Raw genomic sequence first — 19119 nt, forward strand, 5'->3', positions numbered from 1 at the left:
ATTTCGGGAAGGAACGGGAATTCCCTCGAGGATTAGAAGACGTAAGCCGCGTTGCAGCGCAACAATATTCCTGTATCAAAATGTCGCCAAAGAAAAACCGCCGCCGCCCCGGAGGGACGGCGGCTCTTTCTTGCAATCATGCGAAGGGGCGTTTCATCGGTCGATCAGTTGACGTCCGCAAGGATATTCCCGGCATCGAAGTCATATTGCGAGCTGCAGAATTCGCAGGTCACCTCGATCCGGTTTTCCTCTTTCGTCATGTCGCGGATTTCCTCTTCGGTGAAACTGCGCAGCATGCCCTCTACGCGTTCTCGCGAGCAGCGGCACCGGTCCTCGACAGCCTGTGGCGTGAAAATCCGTACCCCACGTTCATGAAACAGGCGAAACAGGATCTGCTCGACGGTAAGCTCAGGGTCGGTCAGTTCCTCATCCTTGAGCGTTTCCACCAAAGTGCGCGCTTCCACCCAGGCATCATCCTCATCGACCTCATGTATGTCGGCCCCATCCGGAGCGTCGCCCGGATGGAGGTCCGGCACGCGCATGCGCTCGGGTGCTTCGGGCAGGAACTGTGCGAGTACGCCGCCCGCACGCCAACGGTGTTTCGGCGCGCTACCTTCCTGCCGGTCCAAGATTTCGGCGACAGCAAGGCGAACCACGGTCGGGATCTGTTCCGACTGCAGGAAATAGCGGTGCGCCACCTCCTCAAGGCCGATCCCGTTCAACTCGACGATGCCCTGATAGAGCTGCATGTTCGCGCCCTGGTCGACCGTCATCGCCAGATGTCCCTTGCCCAGCAACGACGGCGCGTCGCTGCGCCCTTCCCTTTCGGCTGCGGCAACAGCATCGGCATCGAACTTCGCGCAGGCACGGAGCCCGTCCGGCGTTTCGAAGTCGACCACAAGCATGGACACCGGACCGTCGGTCTGGGTCTGCAGCGTGAACCTGCCATCAAACTTGAGCGACGTGCCAAGCAGAGTGACGAGCGTCACCGCCTCGGCAAGGAGGCGCGATACGGACACGGGGTAGTCGTGCCGGTCGAGCATCCTGTCGAGAGAGGGGCCAAGGAACACCGCGCGGCCGCGTACGTCGAGCGGCTCCACGGCATAGGGCAGAACGGCATCGTTGCCGGCCGGGGCAATGCCCCGGTCTTTCAATTCCTGTACGATCTTCATGATGTGGGCAGAGCGTCAAAACACCAGGCTAGGATGCCCTTTTGGGCATGCAATCTGTTTTCGGCTTCATCGAAGACGACCGACTGGGGGCCGTCCATGACTTCGGATGTCACTTCCTCACCGCGATGGGCGGGCAGGCAATGCATGAATATAGCGTCCTTGTCGGCTTCCGCCATCAACTGCTCGTTGACCTGATAGGCCTTCAGCAAATTGTGACGGCGTCCTTCGTCCCCGTCTCCCATGGATACCCAGCAGTCGGTGACGACGCAGTCCACGCCCTTCACCGCAGCGAAGGGGTCGTCGGTAAGGCTGATTTCCGCGCCCATGGAGCGAGCGGTATCAACCAGTTCCGCGTTCGGCTTGAGTTCTGGCGGGGTCGCGATATTGATCGCAAACCCGAGCTTGGCCGAAGCATGGATCCATGAAGTCAGCACATTGTTGCTGTCTCCCGTCCAGGCAACCGTGCGGCCCTTGATCGAGCCTTTTTTCTCCTCGAAAGTCATGACGTCGGCCATGATCTGGCAGGGATGCGAGCGCTTGGTCAGCCCGTTGATGACAGGCACCGTCGCAGCTTCGGCCAGTTCCTCCAGATCGTCGCTGCCGAGAATGCGGATCATGATCGCATCCACATATCGCGAAAGCACTCGCGCCGTATCGGCAAGGGTTTCACCCCGCCCAAGCTGCATTTCGGCGCCGGTCAGCATCACCGTTTCTCCGCCCAGCTCACGCATGCCGATATCGAACGAAATACGCGTGCGGGTGGACGGCTGCTCGAACACCATGGCAAGCACCTTGCCGGCAAGCAGACCTTCGCCCCGAATAATTCGGATATCGCCCCGCGCGTCCTTGATGCGGCGGCTACCGTCCAGTATCGCGCGAAGCTCGTCCGCTTCCATTTCGGTAAGGTCGAGGAAATGCCGAAGCCTTGTCGAACTCATTCGGCAGCCCCCTTCCCCGCTTTTTCCTGAACAGCTCTCGCTGCCTTGCCAATGCGCGACACTGCTTCCTCAATCTCGTCGTCGGTGATTGTAAGCGGCGGCATGATACGCAGCACATTCTCGCCGGCACCGACGGAAAGAAGTCCGTTGGCCCTCATTTCCGCCAGGACTTCAGCGTTCGCCACCTTGCATTTGATGCCGATGTGAAGCCCCTTTCCGCGAACCTCCTCGAACACCGCCGGATGCGTATCGACAAGCGCGGCAAGTTTCTGCTTCATCAACAGCCCCTTACGCTGCACTTCTTCGAGGAAACCATCGGCGAGAAGAACGTCCAGGACGGCATTGCCAACGGCCATCGCCAGCGGATTGCCGCCATATGTGGTTCCATGTGTGCCGACGACCATCCCGGAAGCGGCCTCCTCCGTCGCAAGGCACGCGCCGAAAGGAAAGCCGCCGCCGATACCTTTCGCGACCGACATGATGTCGGGCTCGATACCCGCCCATTCATGGGCGAAGAACTTGCCCGTGCGCCCGACGCCCGACTGGATTTCATCAAGCACCAGAAGCAGGCCGTTTTCGTCGCAGATCTCACGCAGCGCACGCAAGGTTTCCGTCGGCAGGACATTGATCCCGCCCTCGCCTTGAATAGGTTCGACAAAAATGCCCGCCGTCTCCGGCCCGATTGCAGCCTTCACCGCATCCAGGTCGCCGAACGGGACCTGAACGAAGCCGGGCGTTTTCGGCCCGAACCCTTCCAGATATTTTTCCTGGCCGCCGGCGGCAATCGTCGCGAGCGTGCGCCCGTGGAAGGCCCCTTCGAAAGTGATGAGCTGATAGCGCCCGCTCTCGCCCCTGGCGTGGAAATACTTGCGCGCGGTCTTAATGGCGGCTTCGTTCGCCTCGGCGCCCGAATTCGTGAAGAAAACCCGGTCGGCGAACGTCGCATCAATCAGCCGCTGGCCAAGCCTTTCCTGGCCCGGGATCGTATAGACGTTCGAGACATGCCAGAGCTTCTCCGCCTGCTCTTTGAGCGCCTCGACAAGATGGGGATGCGAATGGCCAAGCGAATTCACGGCAATGCCGGCCGCGCAATCGAGAAATCGTCGTCCGTCGACGGTAGTGAGCCAGACACCATCCCCCCGCTCGAACGCCAGTTCGGAGCGTGCATAGGTCTGATAGAGCGGCGACGCGGACATTCCTCTTCCTCGCAGGTTCGATCGCCATATCGCGTCCGGACACTGACGGACGCAGATCATGGATATATTTCAAGAAGCTGGCAGAAATTGACACCATCGCCCCCAATTTGGGACGGTGAGGGGCCAGTTCATTCGCGATCTTCGAAACGCATCGCAAACGCCTGCCCCAAACGACACGTGCCGCCTCGTAAAGGCGGCACGGCGTCTGGAACGTCTATATACACCGTCAGGGGGCTGTCCTGTCAAATCAAACGGCCAGTTTCCGCCAGTATCGCGAGATTCGTCAATTTTGCCATTTCTGGGGAAAACCGCAGTCATCCCCAAGGTATTGCTGTGCTCGCCTTGCGGGCAAAATGCCTCATATTGTAGATTACCAATTGTTAAATACGATATCTCGTATGGCTTGCTGACCAGCCTGCCGAAAAACAGCCTCTCCACAGCAATGGAGATGCAGGGGTGTGCTTTGCGCGCCCGAGCTGGAAGCATGCCTGAACGTTGCGGTCAAAGCGAGACGGAGAGCCTCAACAATGACCTGGACAACCGAACGCGTCGATCTGCTCAAGAAGCTTTGGAGCGACGGCCTGAGTGCAAGCCAGATCGCCGGAGAGCTCGGCGGCGTCACGCGTAACGCCGTGATCGGAAAGGTGCACCGCCTAGGACTGTCCGGCCGCGCGAAGGCTCCCGCCCCGCAACAGAAGGCACGCAGAACCGTTTCCAAGCCAGCATCCGGGACAGGCGCCGGATCAGCGCCGTCCTACAGCCGCGGTGGCGGCGGCGCGCCTCACACCCATGGTGCGACGGCGTTGAAGATGGAAACCACTCCCGCACCCGCGCCCGTATCGAAGGAGCAGCCGGTCGCCGAGCTGGTGCCGATGGCGAAGAAGGCGACGATCCTTCAGCTCACCGAGCGGACCTGCAAGTGGCCAATCGGCGACCCGAGCACCGAGGACTTTTATTTCTGCGGCAATCCGTCGGATCCGAGCGTGCCCTATTGCGCCTATCACTGCAGGATGGCCTATCAGCCCGCGACCGACCGCAAGCGCAGGGCCGCGGGCTAGGTTCTACAACCGGGCCCCTCACATCAGCCGCGACAGTCGGCGGGGAAGTGCTTTTTTGCAGGAACGTGAACCGAAGCTTATCCCCGAATTGCTCGTCAGGGATATCCAGTCAAGCCTCTCCTTCTGGCGCGGCTTGATCGGTTTCAAGGTGATCTATGAACGTCCGGAAGAGCGGTTTGCCTGCATAAACCTTGATGGAGCACGCCTCCTGCTCGAAGAAAGGCAGGAAAATGTGCGCCAATGGGTGCCGACCGAACTGGTTCCGCCGCTGGGTCGGGGCATCAATTTGCAGATCGAGGTTCGCACTCTGGAGCCGATCATCCAAAAACTGTCGGAAGCCGCATGGCCTCTCTTCATGGCGCCGGAAGTAAAATAGTATCGGGTGGGCGAAGTCGAGGCCGGGCAAAGGCAGTTCCTCGTTCAAGATCCCGATGGCTATCTTCTTCGGCTTGCAGAAGACCTGGGTGAACGGCCTGCGCTCGCCGCTGGTTAATCCTCCGCCGCAAACTGATCGTTGAAGGCATAGCCCGCTCCACGCACGGTGCGGATCGGATCCTTCGTGCGGCCACGGTTGATCGACTTCCTGAGGCGGCCGACATGAACGTCCACCGTGCGCTCATCCACATAGACGTCATGCCCCCAGACACCGTCGAGCAGTTGCTCGCGCGAGAAAACGCGGCCCGGCGACGTCATCAGGAATTCCAGGAGACGAAACTCGGTCGGCCCAAGATGGATTTCCCGTCCTTTGCGGCGGACGCGATGGGTTTCCCGATCGAGCTCGATATCGCCGGAGCGAAGGATGGTGGAAACGACCTCGGGCTTTGCTCGGCGAAGGATCGCGCGCACGCGTGCCATGAGCTCGGGCACGGAAAAGGGTTTTACCACGTAATCATCCGCACCTGTGGCGAGGCCGCGAATGCGCTCCGATTCCTCGCCACGCGCCGTGAGCATGATCACCGGAAGGCGCTCCGTCTCGGAACGGGCGCGCAGGCGCCGGCAAAGCTCTATGCCGGAAATCCCCGGAAGCATCCAATCCAGAAGCAGAAGGTCCGGCTGATCCTCGCGCAGCCGTAATTCGGCGTCATCGCCACGTGCGCAAACCTCGACCGAATACCCCTCGGCTTCAAGATTGTATCGCAGAAGAAGGCTTAGCGGCTCCTCGTCCTCGACAACTAGAACCTTCGGCATTCCACCCCTCTCTGTTCAAAAAGGCGAGGACCGGTATCCCGGCGCATTCCCAAAAGGCTACTCGCTATCTCAGGTCTTCTCGCTGTCGACGAAACCTGTTTCGTCGACCTTCGGGCGCTCATCCTGCGGCTGCGAGCCAGTCACCATATAAGTGACATTCTCCGCGATATTCGTCGCATGATCCCCGATGCGCTCTATGTTCTTTGCGCAGAACAGAAGATGAGCGCAGATCGAAATCTGGCGCGGGTCTTCCATCATGTATGTCAGCAACTCGCGAAAGATCGATGTGTAGATCGCGTCGATCTCATCGTCACGTTCACGCACCGCGTCGGCCGCTTCTGCGTCGCGTTCGGCATATGCGTCAAGCACGGCCTTGAGCTGCTGTTGCGCAAGTTCGGCCATATGCTCCACGCCGAGAGCGAAGCGCTTGGAATTGAAGCTGTCATCGATGGCGACCACGCGCTTGGCGATATTCTTGGCAAGATCGCCAACGCGTTCCAGATCGCTTGAGATGCGCATGGCGGCAACAATGTCACGCAGGTCCTGCGCCATCGGCTGGCGACGCGCGATCGTCAAAACGGCCGCCTCCTCGAGCTCATGCTGAAGCTGATCGAGCCGCTTGTCGGTCTGCACGATCCTCTGCGCCTGTTCGCTGTCCTTGCGCACAAGCGCGCTCACCGCGTCATTCACCATGGTTTCGGCGAGCCCGCCCATCTCGGCAACCCGGCTGGCCAGGCTTTTCAGCTCGTCGTCGTAAGATGTGACCGTGTGTTGTGGCATGGTTTGCTCCCTCCAAAAGAGCGAGATTTCTCTGGTCGGCGCCAATCGTTCGCGGCTGTCGCGCTGCTGCGGCGATAGCGACTATCCGAAGCGGCCGGTGATATAGTCCTGCGTGCGTCTGTCCCTTGGATTGGTGAACATATCCTGCGTCGGTCCTTCCTCCACCAGAACGCCAAGGTGGAAGAACGCCGTGCGCTGGGAAACGCGGGCTGCCTGCTGCATGGAGTGCGTCACGATGACGATCGTGTAGTTTTCACGCAACTCGTCGATCAGTTCCTCGACCTTCGCCGTTGCAATCGGATCGAGTGCCGAGCACGGCTCGTCCATCAGGATCACTTCGGGGCTCACCGCTATCGCGCGCGCAATGCAAAGGCGCTGCTGCTGGCCGCCGGAAAGGCCGGTACCCGGCGCATCAAGGCGATCCTTCACCTCTTCGTACAGGCCTGCCTTTTGAAGGCTTGCGGCGACGATATCGTCGAGCTCCGGCTTGGAGCGCGCAAGCCCGTGTATACGCGGACCGTAGGCGACGTTCTCGTAAATCGACTTCGGGAACGGGTTCGGCTTCTGGAACACCATTCCGACGCGGGCGCGAAGTTCCACGACGTCGATCGACGGATCGTAGATGTTCATCCCGTCAAGGGTGATATCGCCAGCCACGCGGCAGATGTCGATCGTATCGTTCATGCGGTTCAGGCAACGCAAAAACGTTGACTTTCCGCAGCCCGAAGGGCCGATCAGCGCCGTGACCTGACGCTTGCGAATGTCGAGGTCGACGTCGAACAGCGCCTGCTTGTCTCCGTAGTGAACGCAGACCTTTTCGCCGCGCATCTTGATCGGATCGCCGTCGGCGGTGACGGCACTTGCTCCCATATCGGCAATCTCCGCTGCGGCGGCGGCCATCGGGTTCATGGTTGCATCCATGGACATGTCGTCACCTCTTAAAATTCACCAACGCCGCTCGAAGCGTTTGCGCAGGATAATCGCGATCGCATTCATCAGGATCAGGAAAGCCAGCAGCACCATGATCGCTGCAGAGGTCTTCTGCTGGAACGCGGGCTCGGGAAAATCGGCCCACATATAGATCTGGACAGGCAGAACGGTCGAAGGGTCGAGCGGGCCACCCGGAATATCCACGATGAAGGCCACCATGCCGATCATCAGAAGCGGCGCGGTTTCACCCAGGGCCTGCGCCATGCCGATGATCGTGCCGGTGAAGATGCCCGGCATCGCAAGCGGCAGCACGTGGTGGAATACGGTCTGGATTTTCGATGCGCCGATGCCAAGTGCCGCCTCGCGGATCGATGGTGGTACGGCCTTCAGGGCTGCGCGCGCGGCGATGATGATAGTCGGCAGCGTCATCAGCGCAAGCACCATGCCGCCGACCAGCGGCGCGGATCGCGGTAAGCCGAATATATTCAGGAACACCGCAAGACCCAGCAGGCCGAAGACGATCGACGGAACGGCCGCGAGATTGTTGATGTTCACCTCGATAAGATGCGTGATCCGGTTCTTCGGCGCGAATTCCTCAAGATAGATGGCAGCCGCCACGCCGATGGGGAACGACAGGGCAAGCGTGACCAGCATCGTATAGAACGATCCGACCACCGCGCCCCATATTCCGGCCATTTCCGGCTCACGGCTGGCGCCCGAGGTGAAGAAGATCGTATTGAGCTTGCTTTCGACGAGGCCTCTGCCTGCCAGATAGTCGGTATAGGCGATTTCCTGGTCGGAGAACTTGCGCGAAGACTCCGGCGTGTCGATACGCTTGATACGCCAGTCGCCGGCCGCCGCTTCTACTTCCGACTGGAGCGGGATATAGGCGGTGCCTTCGATCATGGTCGCATCGACCGTTTCGACCTTGACGACACCGCCATTGATCTCGACGAGATAGGAGGCATTATCGGCGGTGAGCTGCTCGGAACCGTTATCGCCGGTTGCCCGCTGTTCCAGGCTTTCAGCCTGGGAGTCCAGGCTTTCGATTTGATCCTGGACAGACGCAAGCGTGCTCTTGTCGCGCTCAAGCTGCGTCTCCAGTCGGCGCTTCGCAGGCCCTTCGGCTTCCGCAACCCGGCGCTCTATCTCCGGTATCGAAGCTTCGAGGCTGCGCACGCTGCGCTGCTTGGCTTCGATCTCGCCTCGCAGTCGCTGCGCCTCTTTACCAAGGCCGGCCTTCACTTCGGCCAAGATGTCGCGAAAATCATCGGAGGTGGAGAGAATCCGCACCGTGCCTTCAGTGCCCACGGGGCTTGCGATCCCCTGCCCGGCCCCAACTGAAGAGGTGGTGATCATGCCTTTCACATAAAGGTCGGCGAAGTCGGATAGCGGGATTGGCCGTGGCTGTTCGGTGCCGAGCATCGAGACATCGTCGAGGACCTCGTTTCTCAGCACGATGTTTGCGCCACTGGAGACAAGCGAATAAAGCACCCGTCGGTTCCGACGGTCCGAGGCGAAGGGAAGCTCGGCCTTCAGCGCGTCGCGGATAATCGCGTTGTAGTCGGCAGCCTGCGGATCGGAAGGGTCGACATTTTCGACGGAGAGATCAATCGGCAAGGTCACGTAGTTGAACGTGAATGCCGGGAAGCCCTTTGAGACGATTGTTGAAAGCAACAGTATAAGGAAGAAGGCCGCAAGGCTTACGGCACCGATTCCATAGGCCTTGAAGCGGGCTTCGGCGCTGTAGCGCTTTGCGAGGCGCTTCTTCGCTTCTGCGCTGGTGTGAAGGTCTCCCGCCGAAGAAGCGGTCGCCTTGTGTGCGATTTCAGTCATACTGTTCCCTGTATTTCTGAACCACGCGCAGCGCGATGATGTTGAGCAGAAGCGTTATGCAGAAGAGCAGCAGGCCGAGCGCGAAGGCTGCCAGGGTCTTGGCGCTGTCGAACTCCTGGTCACCGATGAGAAGAGTGACGATCTGAACAGTGACCGTCGTAACCGCCTCCAGCGGATTGACAGTCAGGTTCGCGGCGAGACCCGCTGCCATGACGACGATCATCGTTTCGCCGATCGCCCGCGAGATCGCCAGGATCAACGCCGAGACAATGCCGGGAAGTGCCGCCGGAAGCACGACTTTGCGGATCGTTTCGGATTTTGTGGCGCCAAGCCCAGCAGACCCGTCGCGCAGCGACTGCGGTACGGCGTTGATCACGTCGTCCGATAGCGAGGAGACGAAGGGTATGATCATGATGCCCATGACCACACCAGCGGCCAAGGCCGATTCCGAGGAAACCGACAAGCCCAGGCTTTCGCCAAAACCTCTGAAGGCTGGCGCTACAGTCAGGGCGGCGAAGAAGCCGTAGACCACCGTCGGGATGCCGGCCAGAATTTCGAGGACGGGCTTCGCCACCGCCCGGACCGGCCGCGAGGCGTAGTCGGAAAGATAGATCGCCGAAAGAAGCCCGATGGGTGCGGCCACCAGGATGGCGATCATAGTGATCAGCATGGTGCCGACGAGAAGCGGGATCGCGCCGAATATCTCGGAGTTTACATCGCCCGCTTCCGCGCCCGCACCCTCGAACGCGCTCTGCGGGCTCCAGTGGGTGCCGAAAATGAAATCGAAGACTGGAACCTGACGGAAGAACAGGAGCGATTCGAAGATCAGCGACAGGACGATGCCGATCGTCGTGAAGATGGCGACCGCAGAGCAAGCGGCGAGAAACACCATCGTCGTGCGCTCGACCACGTGGCGAGCGCGCATACGCGGCGCGATCTTCCTGAACCCGTAGATGAAGCCGAGCGCGACCAGCGCCGCCATGACGACGGTCATACCGACCTCGCTATAGCTGCGATACGTCTTGAAAAGTTCCGCAGCCTGCTCCTTTGCATCATCGGTAAAGCCGACGATGCCGCCGAATGCGATGGCGCGGGCGTCGCGTAGAAACACGTCGAGTTCTGGCTTGCCGAGACCGGAAACTACCGAAGCGCTTTGCGAAATCACCGCACTGTCGATCAACCTCGGAGCGGCAATCGACCAAACGACCAGCACGAAGGACGCCGGAAGAACAGTGACGATCACAAGAAAACCGCCGTGAAACGATGGTCTGGAATGCAGTTTCGAATAATCCCCATCGACAATCTGGCCCGACCGCGAACGGCCGGCGAAATATGCCATGACGGCGAGCCCGGCGAGGATCAGCAAAATTGTCCAGAACATGACACGTCCCGATGGGTTGGGGGAAATTGCTTCAGGGCGGCATCGAGGGCGGCCCGTAAAGTGCCGCGACCGGCCGCAGCTTCGTGCGGCCGGCTGCGCAGATCGTGTCTTAGAGGCTGAGCGGCGTCAGGTTTCTGGCCGTCTCGCCAACCTCTTCACGTTTGTCCTCCGGCAGCGGGATCAGGCCTTTGTCGGTCAGGTAGCCTTCGTCGCCCCAGGTGCCTTCGTCGGTAAACTCGGCAACATATTCCTCGATGCCCGGGATCACGCCGACATGCTCTTTCTTGACGTAGAAGAAGAGCGAGCGGGAAACCGGATACTCACCGTCGGCGATCGCCTCGAACGTCGGCGAAATGCCGTTGATCTTTGCACCCTTGATCTTGTCGGCATTCTGATCGAGGAACGAGAAGCCGAAGATACCGAATGCCTTCGGGTTCGCTTCCAGCTTCTGGACGATCAGGTTGTCGTTTTCGCCAGCTTCGATATAGGCGCCGTCCTCACGGATAGCCGTGCACTTGTTACCCTCAAGCCCGGCATCGGCACCACCTGGAACCTGCTCGCAGCCATACTCCATGACGAGTTCTTCAAACGCGTCACGCGTACCGGAAGTCGGTGGGGGCCCCAGAACCTCGATCTTCTCCGTCGGCAGCGAAGCGTCGATGTCCGACCAGTTCTGATAAGGATTGGCAACGAGCTTGCCGTCGACCGGAACTTCCTTGGCAAGGGCAAGGAATATCTGCTCGCGCGAGACGTCGAGGTCGGCGCCCGACTTTGCGTCGGCAAGCACGATGCCGTCGAAGCCGACGGTAACCTCGATCGGTGTCACGCCGTTGGCCTGGCAGGTCTCCAGCTCTGACTTCTTCATGCGGCGCGAAGCGTTGGTGATGTCCGGCGTACCCTCGCCGACACCTTCGCAGAACAGCTTGATGCCACCGCCGGAGCCCGTGGATTCAACAACCGGCGTCTTGTAGGTCGTCTTCTGGCCGAACTGCTCCGCAACCGCGGTCGCGAACGGAAAGACAGTGGAGGAACCGACGATCTGGATCTGATCGCGCGCTTCGGCGGCCCCGGCAACGATGGTGCTTGCGGTCGCAAGCGCTACCGCACTCGCAAAAGTCTTGATTTTCACCTGGCCTCTCCCTTCGAGTGTTCAGGATTTCTTAACGTTTGCGCTTCGCAGGCAAGTTCCCTTGCGAAACCGAGCGGACCGTAGCGGCCTCGGATGTGACTTCTATGACGATTCAATCTCAGTTTTATGACGATATTAGCTATTGATTTGATGAGGCTTTTCGGTCTCCGCGTCAGCCTTGTAACGATCGGCCTTGCTTATTTTGACCGTGAAACAGGCGCCTTGCCCGCCAGTGCTTTCGATTTCCAGCCTTGCGCGATGTCGCGTGAGAATGTGCTTGACGATCGCAAGCCCCAGGCCCGTTCCCTTCATTTCCCGGCTTGTCGCCACGTCAACCCGGTAGAAGCGCTCCGTCAGCCGGGGAAGATGCTCCGCCTCGATGCCGGGTCCGTAATCGCGAATCGATATCGCCCACCATTCGGTGCCACGCATTTCGGCATCAGCCCTTGCCGCTATGTCCAGGCGTTTGCCGGACGCACCGTATTTGAGCGCATTTTCAGTCAGGTTTTCAAAGACTTCCGTCAGTTCATCCTTGTCGCCGCGCACCAGGATTTCGCCGGGGGGCAGATCAAGGGCAAGTTCAACCCCAAGTTCATCCGCAAGAGGTTTCAGCGACTCCGCATTGTGTTCGATGACATCCCTCAGATCGACAAGAGTGTCCGGTTGGACATGTGCCTTGAGTTCGATACGCGACAGCGAAAGCAGATCGTCGATCAGGCGCTTCATCCTGCCTGCCTGCTCCAGCATGATGGAAAGAAACCTTTCACGCGCCTGCGGGTCTTCCCGTGCCGGCCCCAGCAAGGTTTCGATGAAGCCGGTGAGCGAGGCAAGCGGCGTTCTGAGTTCATGACTGGCGTTCGCGACGAAGTCGGCCCGCATTCGTTCCAGCCGGCGCTGCTCCGTCAGATCGCGCACGGTCACGATAATGAAGCCGGAGCCATTGCGCGGCTTGTCGGGCGCGAAAGCCTGGACGGGCGCGATATGAGCCTCCATCCAAAGCTCGGTTGGAACCTTCTCGCTCCATTCGATGCGCTCCGACCCGCCGCCGGAACTTACCCGGTCGAGCGCTTCAAGAAGCGCGGGCGGGCGAAGCTTGAAAGAAAGAGGATCACCCGGCCGCACCTTACCGAAGCGGTCACGCGCGGCCGGGTTGGCATAACGCGTGATCCCGCGCCGGTCGACGAGGAAGCACGGATCGGGCAGCGCATCGACGACCATTTTCATGCCAGTGTCGGGCCAGTGGCTCGGTGCGCCTGCAACCCGTGCGGCGCTCCTGGCAAGGCTCAGGTTGCGTCGGCCGCTCAAGCCCGTTGCCAGAAGAACGACACAGAAACCCGCGACACCAACCCATGCCGGGATGTCGTAAGTCGCCACCGCGGCAATACACAATGCCGCGGCACTGAGAAGGATCCACCGCACCCGGGCGAACTTCTGCCGGATGCTTTTGCCGAATTTCAGGCTGGAGCTTCTACTTGCCGTAGTCTCGCGGGTTTCCTGTTTCACTGCATTTTCGTTCATCGGTTGGCGGCCGGCCGCCCTCTGGAGATTGCACCTTTAGGGAGCGGGCCGCGTACGGTCCGCAATCCCTTGCAGCAATGTGACAAATCCACATAGCATGGGGCTTGTGACGTTCCCAAGACGCAAGGAGCGGCAGTTTACCTTCGTTTATGGGCGCCATACACACCGAATTGCCGTCACGCGCAAGAAGAACGCACCATCGCCGGCTATACCGCTTAGGGCCATTCTGGCCGGCGGCGACAGGCAATTCTCATGACTTCGCTGCCGCGCAATCGCTGAGCGCCTTGAGGCAATAGGGCCAGCCTTCGGGCGAAGACATCGCCGCCCGATAGCTCTCTCCATCGACGCCGTGACGCAGGAACTCCGAATGGGAGAGTTCCACAAGCGTTGCGTCATTCGCAGAACGGAAAGCGACCATCACACGGCTCGCGGCGGCCGGATCGGCCACAAGTTCACGGCCCGGACCAATCTGCCAGGCAATGCGGATGTAAAGCGGGCGTTCAATCGAAAGAACCGTTCCCCAGACAATACGTTGGCCGGAATTGGAAAGCTCATAGCATGCGCCGCCGAGGAAAGGCTCGACGCCGATCTCCTGCAGGTCATTGCCGGAAAACGTGTATTCGCGCGGCCACCAGCGGCCGAAACCATCGACGAAAAGATCGAACGCCGCTTCGCGCGAGCAAGGAAGCCGCGCTTGGAAGACAGAGGCGCTGTCAGGTGCGGACATTGAAAATTCCTATTCTTCGTGGCCTCCGGCCAGCGGCTTTGGGCGGGGCTGTCTCCCTTGGGCTATCATCCCGGGCGTCACCGCCACAACAGTTGTCACCGCAAAGAATACACCGATCGCTTCGGCGACGGGAGGAAGGTCGATAGCAACATTGTATCGTGCGCCGACGGGTTGGCGGCGGTCATTCAAGCAGCGACAGGCGCAGGTCCGCCCGCCTCCTCAGCCAGGGGCTGGGCCGGTAGCGGGGGTCGCCGGAAAGCGCCACGATGCCTTCCAGGATCTCCAGAACCACATCGGCGCCTAATTCATCTCCCCAGGAAAGCGGGCCGTGCGGATAACCAAGGCCGAGCGTTACCGCCTTGTCGATATCCGCAGGCGTCGCGATGCCGGCCTGTGCAATATCGCAGGCGATGTTGACGATTGTCGCGATCACACGTTGCGCCACGAAGCCCGTTGAATCCGCGATTATCGTCACGAGGCTTCCATCGGTGGAAAATGCCGCGGCGGCGCGCGAGATTGTTTTCCTCGTCGTCGCCGGTGTGCGCATGAGCGTGCGCCGCCGGTCGAGCGGAAAGAGCGTGTCGACCGCGATCACCCGCCTGGCGTCCAGGTCTTCTGCGATGGCGGCGGCCGAAGCATCTGTTCCTATCGGTGTGACAACCACCACCGCATTTTCGGACGGGCGCTCGCCCGTTTCGACCGTAACGCCGGCGGACATCAGCGCTTCATGCACGAGAGCGGCCCGTTCGGGCCTCGCATTGCTGATCCAGACCGCCCCCGGATCGACGTTTTCGCGACTGGCCTCTTCAGGCTCCGCCTTCTTTCCTTCCTGATAGGCATAGAAGCCCTCGCCCGTCTTGCGGCCAAGCAGACCTGCGGAAAGCCGCTGGTCGATCAAGGGTGAAGGGCGGAAACGCGGCTCCTGATAGAACTGGTTGTAGACCTGTGTCATCACCGGGCCGGAGACGTCGAGCCCGGTGAGATCCAGAAGCTCGAAGGGCCCCATGCGAAACCCTGCCGTGTCCCTCAGGATGCGGTCGATATCGGCAGGCTCCGCCACCTGCTCGCGTAAAAGCTGAAGCGCCTCGGTCACATACCCGCGTCCTGCGTGATTGACGAGAAAACCCGGCGTATCGGACGCGCGCACGGCCTCGTGACGCGCTTCAAATGCGAGTTTGGTCAGGGTATCGGCCACGTCCGGCTTCGTTCTCGCACCGGGGATTACCTCCACAACCTTCATCAACGGCACGGGATTGAAGAAGTGGTATCCGGCCACCCGTTCCGGCTTTTCGCATCCCGCTGCGATGGCGGTTACGGAAAGCGAGCTTGTGTTCGTCGCCAGGATTGCATCCGCGCTCAGGATTTTTTCAAGTTTTGAAAAAAGCTCCCGTTTCGCCTCCAGCTTTTCGACGATCGCCTCGATCACGAGGTCGCAAGGGGCAAGCGCCTCAAGCTTTCCTGCAACCTCTATACGGTTTGTGGCGGCTTTCGCCTCTTCCGCGCTCATACGCCCCTTTTCGGCGAGCCTTGCAAGCATGCCGGCGACGAAGTCCCGCGCTTCGGCTGCCGCACCCTCGCGCGCGTCATGCAGCAGGATGCGGTTTCCGCTTGCGGCGAAAATCTGCGCAATGCCGCGCCCCATCGTCCCGGTTCCGACGATGCCGATAGTCAGGCTCATGATTTTATCCTCTGGAATCCAGCCCCCCGCAGCGAATGTCACTCGCCGCGGAAATGCGGCTTGCGCTTGTCGAGGAAGGCGGACATGCCTTCCTTCTGGTCCGCCGTGTCGAACAGCATGTGATAGGACTTTCGCTCCAGCGCGATCGCGGATTGAAGCGGCAGATCGGCACCGAGAAGCACTGTTTCCTTGATATGCTCCAACGCGATCGGCGGCAGGCGTGCGATCTTCACCGCCATTTTCACCGCCGTTTCGAGCACTTCATCGTCGGCGGCAAGCTCCGAAACGAGCCCCCAGTCCGCGGCGGTTTCAGCGTCGATAATATCGCCTGTCATGAGAAGACGGAAAGCGCGGTATTTGCCGACGGCCCGCACGAGCCGCTGTGTGCCGCCCGCGCCGGGCATGATCCCGAGCTTCACTTCGGGCAGGCCGAATTGCGCACCCTCGCCCGCGATAATGATGTCCGCGTGAAGCGCCAGCTCGCAGCCGCCGCCGAGTGCATATCCGTTGACCGCGGCAAGAACCGGCTTCGGAAAATCCGCAACCACCTGCCAGAGCTTGTGAAACGCGAGCCGGTGCATGCCCATGGGCGTTTCTTCCGCAACCACCGTGATGTCGGCTCCAGCCGCAAAGGACGTGGTATCGCCCGCGATCACCACGGCGCGGACGTCATGGTCGGCCTCGGCACGCCTCAAGGCCTCGGCAAGCGCGATCCGCACTTCCGTGTTCAACGCGTTTCGCGCTTCGGGGCGGTTGATCTTAAGGAGCAGAACTCCCGGTTCCGGCCTTTCCTCGATCAGACAGTCCGTCATCGCCCGCTCCTCCAGATAGTCGCTCACCGGACAACGGAGTGCAGGAGGCTTACGCCTCCTGTCAAGAAATTCGTTTCAGTTGCGACAGTTTAAATATAAAACATTTACGCGGATGATACTCGGAAATCCTTCTGCGCTTACATGTCGATTACACCGGAACGACGTTCAAAACGTCCACTTCGCGCGGGTCGAGGCCCGCCTTGTCGGCGCAATGAAGGACCGCAAGACCTTCCGCGCAATCCGCGTCGCGCGCCTTCAGGCGAAAGGTCTGCGGCTCGCCGCCTTCGGGACGCACCGAGACCTCGAACATATGGATGTGCCCGTGTTCCAGCCTGCCCTCCGGGTCGGGCTCGAAGGAGACGATTTTCACATCGGCAGGGTTCCAGCCGAATTCGAAGCCTGCCATGATCCTCGCATGATCGGCGACTTCATGCTCGCTCATCGCTTGCACGGGAATGGTCTCGATCTTGCCGTCATAGCTCACTGTCGCGCGATAGTTCACCCAGATGTCCGACACGCCAAGCTCCTCCCGGCACCGACTTCGAAAATAACGCCACGGTACTATTGAACAGTTCCCGGGTGCCGTCCAGTCGCCGCGGCGGGATCAGGCGCGTTGCATGCGCCGCCTTGCGATCACCCCGTAGCGCGGGGCGAAAACCATCGCCACGACCTGTATAAGCCCTGCCACCACCGCGATCATGCCCGCCGCCGACACGCTCATGTCATGGCCAAGCCAGACCGGACCGAATGCCGCGAACACATAGCCGATGATGCCGCTCGAAAAGGCGACGACGCCGGAAAGTACAAGCTGCGTCGACAGTCTGTCGGTCAGAAGGCGCGCCGTCGCCGCCGGGCAAATGAACATCGCGATCACCAGGATCGACCCGACCGCGTCGAAGGCCGCAACCGCCGCGACCGCCACCATCACGATCAGCAGCGTGCCTACCAGCTTTGAGGATATGCCAAGCGTATCGGCGAAAAGCGGATCGAAGCTGACCAGCTTCAATTCCTTGTAGAACGCGAGAATGAATGCGATCACCGCCATGTTCACGACGACGAGCCGCAAGACCGAAACAGGCAGCGTGGCCAGGATTTCAGGCCGCAGCAGGTCGCCCCAAGCCGCCGCCTCCAGCCAGATCGCGCTTTCAAGGTTGCCGTAAAGCGCGTGCTCCACGTCGATATGAACGCCGGACGCTCCCGTCTGCTCCAAAAGCAGGACGCCGGCTGCGAACATGGACGTAAAGACGACGCCCATCGCCGCTCCCGGTTCCACCTTGCCGAGCCGCCGCACAAGTTCGATCAGACCGACGGAGACCAGAGCCGCGAAGCCCGCCCCCAGCATCATCGGCAGGGAATCGAGCGTGCCCGTGATGAGAAAGCCGAGAACGATTCCGGGAAGCACGACGTGGCTGATGGCATCTCCCATCAGGCTTTGCCGCCTGAGCACCAGGAAATTGCCGAGAAGGCCGCAGCAAAGTGCCGCAAGACTGCCGAGCAGGATCGAGGGAAAATCGAACTGCAGGAAAATTTCGGCGCTCATGCGGCACCTCCCGCGGCATTTGCCGCGTCATGCGGTGCAAGCCGCGTTTCGAGATCGGCCACCATGTCGGGCGAAAGTACCTCATCGATAGGCTTGAGGGACCAGTCGGCAAGTGCATGCGCCTCGTCCGGATATTCCTCGCGCCAAAGATTCCAGAGCGCCTGGTCCCGGTCTATGCGGCGCGCGGCGGACCAGCCGGCTTCTGTGGGACGCAGATCTCCCGTCAGGTATCTTTGCTTGATCAGGAGCTTGCGCGTGATCGGCTCCAGGATGGGCTCGTCATGGGCAACCGCAAGAAGCCCCTGGCGCAGATGCACGATCTTCTGAAAGCGGCGGTGACGCAGCAGGGACGACATAAGCCCGCGCACAGGAGAGACCAGCATGGAGACGGCGAATAGCGCAAAGAGAATAAGAACGATCAGCGCACCCGTGGGCAAGTCCGGCGCGCTTGCGGAAAGACACGCGCCAACGTAGCTGCCGGTCGCGCCGATCGCCGCCGAAATCGGCACGAAGCGCGACACGCGCTCGGTCCAGAAGCGGGCCGCGACCGGTGGGATGATGGTGAGCGCGATCACCAGCACGAGCCCGACGGTCTTCAGCCCGATCACCACGACGGCGAGAAGCAGCGTAAGCAGCGCGATATCCAGCCTGCGCACGCCGAGGCCCGTGCTGCCGGCAAAATCCTCGTCGAAACATAGAAGCGCGAATTCCTTGAAGAGCGCCAGTACGATCAACGCGACAATTCCGGCGGCGGCAGCGATCGTCATCGCCTCGGACGAAAGCATGCCTGACGTCGAGCCCAGCAGGAACCCGCTGAGGCCTGCCTGACCGGATATGGCAAGCGACTGCAGCACCGTCAAAAGCACCATGCCTAGCGCAAAAAAAGTGGAAAGAACCGTGCCAATCGCCGTATCTTCGGTCAGGCGTGTGTTGGCCTTGATCCAGTCTACGCAGATCATGCCGATGCCGGCGGTAAGTGCCGCGCCAGCAAGCAGAAGCGGCAGCGAACGTCCATCCCCGAAAAGCCAGACTCCCGTAAGAAAGCCGAGAACGACGCCCGGCAGCGTTGCATGACTCATGGCGTCGGAGACGAGGGAGCGCTTGCGCAGGAGGACGAAGGCGCCAACGGCCCCGCTCCCGGCACCAAGGAGGGCGGAGCCGATGGCGACGACCGCCGTATTGTAGCCGGCGGAAAGCATCAATGCGTTCAGAAAACTTTCGAGGAACGTCATATCC

General features: G+C 60.6%; 17 protein-coding genes and 2 pseudogenes. 2 read left to right on the top strand and 17 right to left on the bottom strand.

Annotated features, from left to right (window positions below):
- Window positions 1–164 precede the first annotated feature (164 nt).
- Genes HPQ64_RS18340 through HPQ64_RS18350 form a run of 3 tightly spaced genes read right to left on the bottom strand, consistent with a single transcriptional unit; the run spans window position 165 to window position 3306 of the window.
- On the bottom strand, window positions 165–1172 hold the full coding sequence (locus HPQ64_RS18340) for an Hsp33 family molecular chaperone (protein ID WP_172890077.1): 1008 nt from the start codon (window positions 1170–1172) through the stop codon (window positions 165–167).
- The gene (gene argF / locus HPQ64_RS18345; RefSeq protein ID WP_172890078.1) at window positions 1169–2110 is read right to left on the bottom strand and encodes an ornithine carbamoyltransferase; all 942 of its coding nucleotides are present in this window, start codon (window positions 2108–2110) and stop codon (window positions 1169–1171) included. Before argF ends, HPQ64_RS18340 begins: the two co-directional genes overlap by 4 nt.
- Complete coding sequence (locus HPQ64_RS18350; protein WP_172890079.1) at window positions 2107–3306, bottom strand: aspartate aminotransferase family protein; 1200 nt, start codon at window positions 3304–3306, stop codon at window positions 2107–2109. The genes argF and HPQ64_RS18350 overlap by 4 nt, the downstream gene beginning before the upstream one ends.
- Window positions 3307–3833: 527 nt before the next feature.
- Between HPQ64_RS18350 and HPQ64_RS18355 the strand changes: the two genes are divergently transcribed.
- Window positions 3834–4364 carry a GcrA family cell cycle regulator gene (locus tag HPQ64_RS18355; protein WP_172890080.1) on the top strand — a complete coding sequence of 177 codons (531 nt, stop codon included), beginning with the start codon at window positions 3834–3836 and terminating at the stop codon, window positions 4362–4364.
- Window positions 4365–4419: 55 nt separating this feature from the next.
- Entirely contained in the window at window positions 4420–4740 is a 321-nt protein-coding gene (locus HPQ64_RS18360) for a VOC family protein (RefSeq protein WP_246270787.1), read from the top strand.
- Window positions 4741–4853: 113 nt separating this feature from the next.
- Here HPQ64_RS18360 and phoB read toward each other — a convergent pair whose 3' ends face one another.
- From phoB to HPQ64_RS18425, 14 genes and pseudogenes are all read right to left on the bottom strand, one after another.
- On the bottom strand, window positions 4854–5552 hold the full coding sequence (gene phoB, locus HPQ64_RS18365; protein WP_172890081.1) for a phosphate regulon transcriptional regulator PhoB: 699 nt from the start codon (window positions 5550–5552) through the stop codon (window positions 4854–4856).
- Between the two features lie 69 nt (window positions 5553–5621).
- Window positions 5622–6332 (bottom strand): phosphate signaling complex protein PhoU, encoded by a 711-nt coding sequence (gene phoU / locus HPQ64_RS18370; RefSeq protein ID WP_172890082.1) that lies wholly within the window; start codon window positions 6330–6332, stop codon window positions 5622–5624.
- Window positions 6333–6413: 81 nt separating this feature from the next.
- Window positions 6414–7202, bottom strand: a complete 789-nt coding sequence (gene pstB / locus HPQ64_RS18375; protein WP_246270822.1) for a phosphate ABC transporter ATP-binding protein PstB — start codon at window positions 7200–7202, stop codon at window positions 6414–6416.
- A gap of 75 nt (window positions 7203–7277) precedes the next feature.
- Window positions 7278–8177 (bottom strand): annotated as a pseudogene (gene pstA, locus HPQ64_RS20750) (phosphate ABC transporter permease PstA); the annotation flags it as partial.
- Window positions 8178–8618: 441 nt separating this feature from the next.
- Window positions 8619–9098 (bottom strand): annotated as a pseudogene (locus HPQ64_RS20755) (DUF3333 domain-containing protein); the annotation flags it as partial.
- A complete protein-coding gene (pstC, locus tag HPQ64_RS18385; protein ID WP_172890084.1) occupies window positions 9091–10479 on the bottom strand; it encodes a phosphate ABC transporter permease subunit PstC in 1389 nt (462 codons plus the stop codon). The pseudogene HPQ64_RS20755 and the gene pstC, both read right to left, overlap by 8 nt.
- Before the next feature lie 109 nt (window positions 10480–10588).
- Window positions 10589–11608 (bottom strand): substrate-binding domain-containing protein, encoded by a 1020-nt coding sequence (locus tag HPQ64_RS18390; RefSeq protein ID WP_172890085.1) that lies wholly within the window; start codon window positions 11606–11608, stop codon window positions 10589–10591.
- 135 nt (window positions 11609–11743) lie between these two features.
- Window positions 11744–13126, bottom strand: a complete 1383-nt coding sequence (locus HPQ64_RS18395; protein WP_172890086.1) for an ATP-binding protein — start codon at window positions 13124–13126, stop codon at window positions 11744–11746.
- A gap of 250 nt (window positions 13127–13376) precedes the next feature.
- Entirely contained in the window at window positions 13377–13853 is a 477-nt protein-coding gene (locus HPQ64_RS18400) for an SRPBCC family protein (RefSeq protein WP_172890087.1), read from the bottom strand.
- 181 nt (window positions 13854–14034) lie between these two features.
- Entirely contained in the window at window positions 14035–15531 is a 1497-nt protein-coding gene (locus tag HPQ64_RS18405) for a 3-hydroxyacyl-CoA dehydrogenase (RefSeq protein WP_172890088.1), read from the bottom strand.
- Window positions 15532–15569: 38 nt separating this feature from the next.
- Complete coding sequence (locus HPQ64_RS18410; RefSeq protein ID WP_172890089.1) at window positions 15570–16343, bottom strand: enoyl-CoA hydratase-related protein; 774 nt, start codon at window positions 16341–16343, stop codon at window positions 15570–15572.
- Between the two features lie 148 nt (window positions 16344–16491).
- Entirely contained in the window at window positions 16492–16860 is a 369-nt protein-coding gene (locus tag HPQ64_RS18415) for a hypothetical protein (RefSeq protein WP_172890090.1), read from the bottom strand.
- An 87-nt stretch (window positions 16861–16947) separates the two neighbouring features.
- On the bottom strand, window positions 16948–17883 hold the full coding sequence (locus HPQ64_RS18420; protein ID WP_172890091.1) for a metal ABC transporter permease: 936 nt from the start codon (window positions 17881–17883) through the stop codon (window positions 16948–16950).
- Window positions 17880–19115 carry a metal ABC transporter permease gene (locus tag HPQ64_RS18425; RefSeq protein ID WP_172890092.1) on the bottom strand — a complete coding sequence of 412 codons (1236 nt, stop codon included), beginning with the start codon at window positions 19113–19115 and terminating at the stop codon, window positions 17880–17882. The genes HPQ64_RS18420 and HPQ64_RS18425 overlap by 4 nt, the downstream gene beginning before the upstream one ends.
- Between the last annotated feature and the right edge of the window lie 4 nt (window positions 19116–19119).

The organism is Hongsoonwoonella zoysiae (assembly GCF_013266695.1).
Classification (GTDB): domain Bacteria; phylum Pseudomonadota; class Alphaproteobacteria; order Rhizobiales; family Stappiaceae; genus Hongsoonwoonella; species Hongsoonwoonella zoysiae.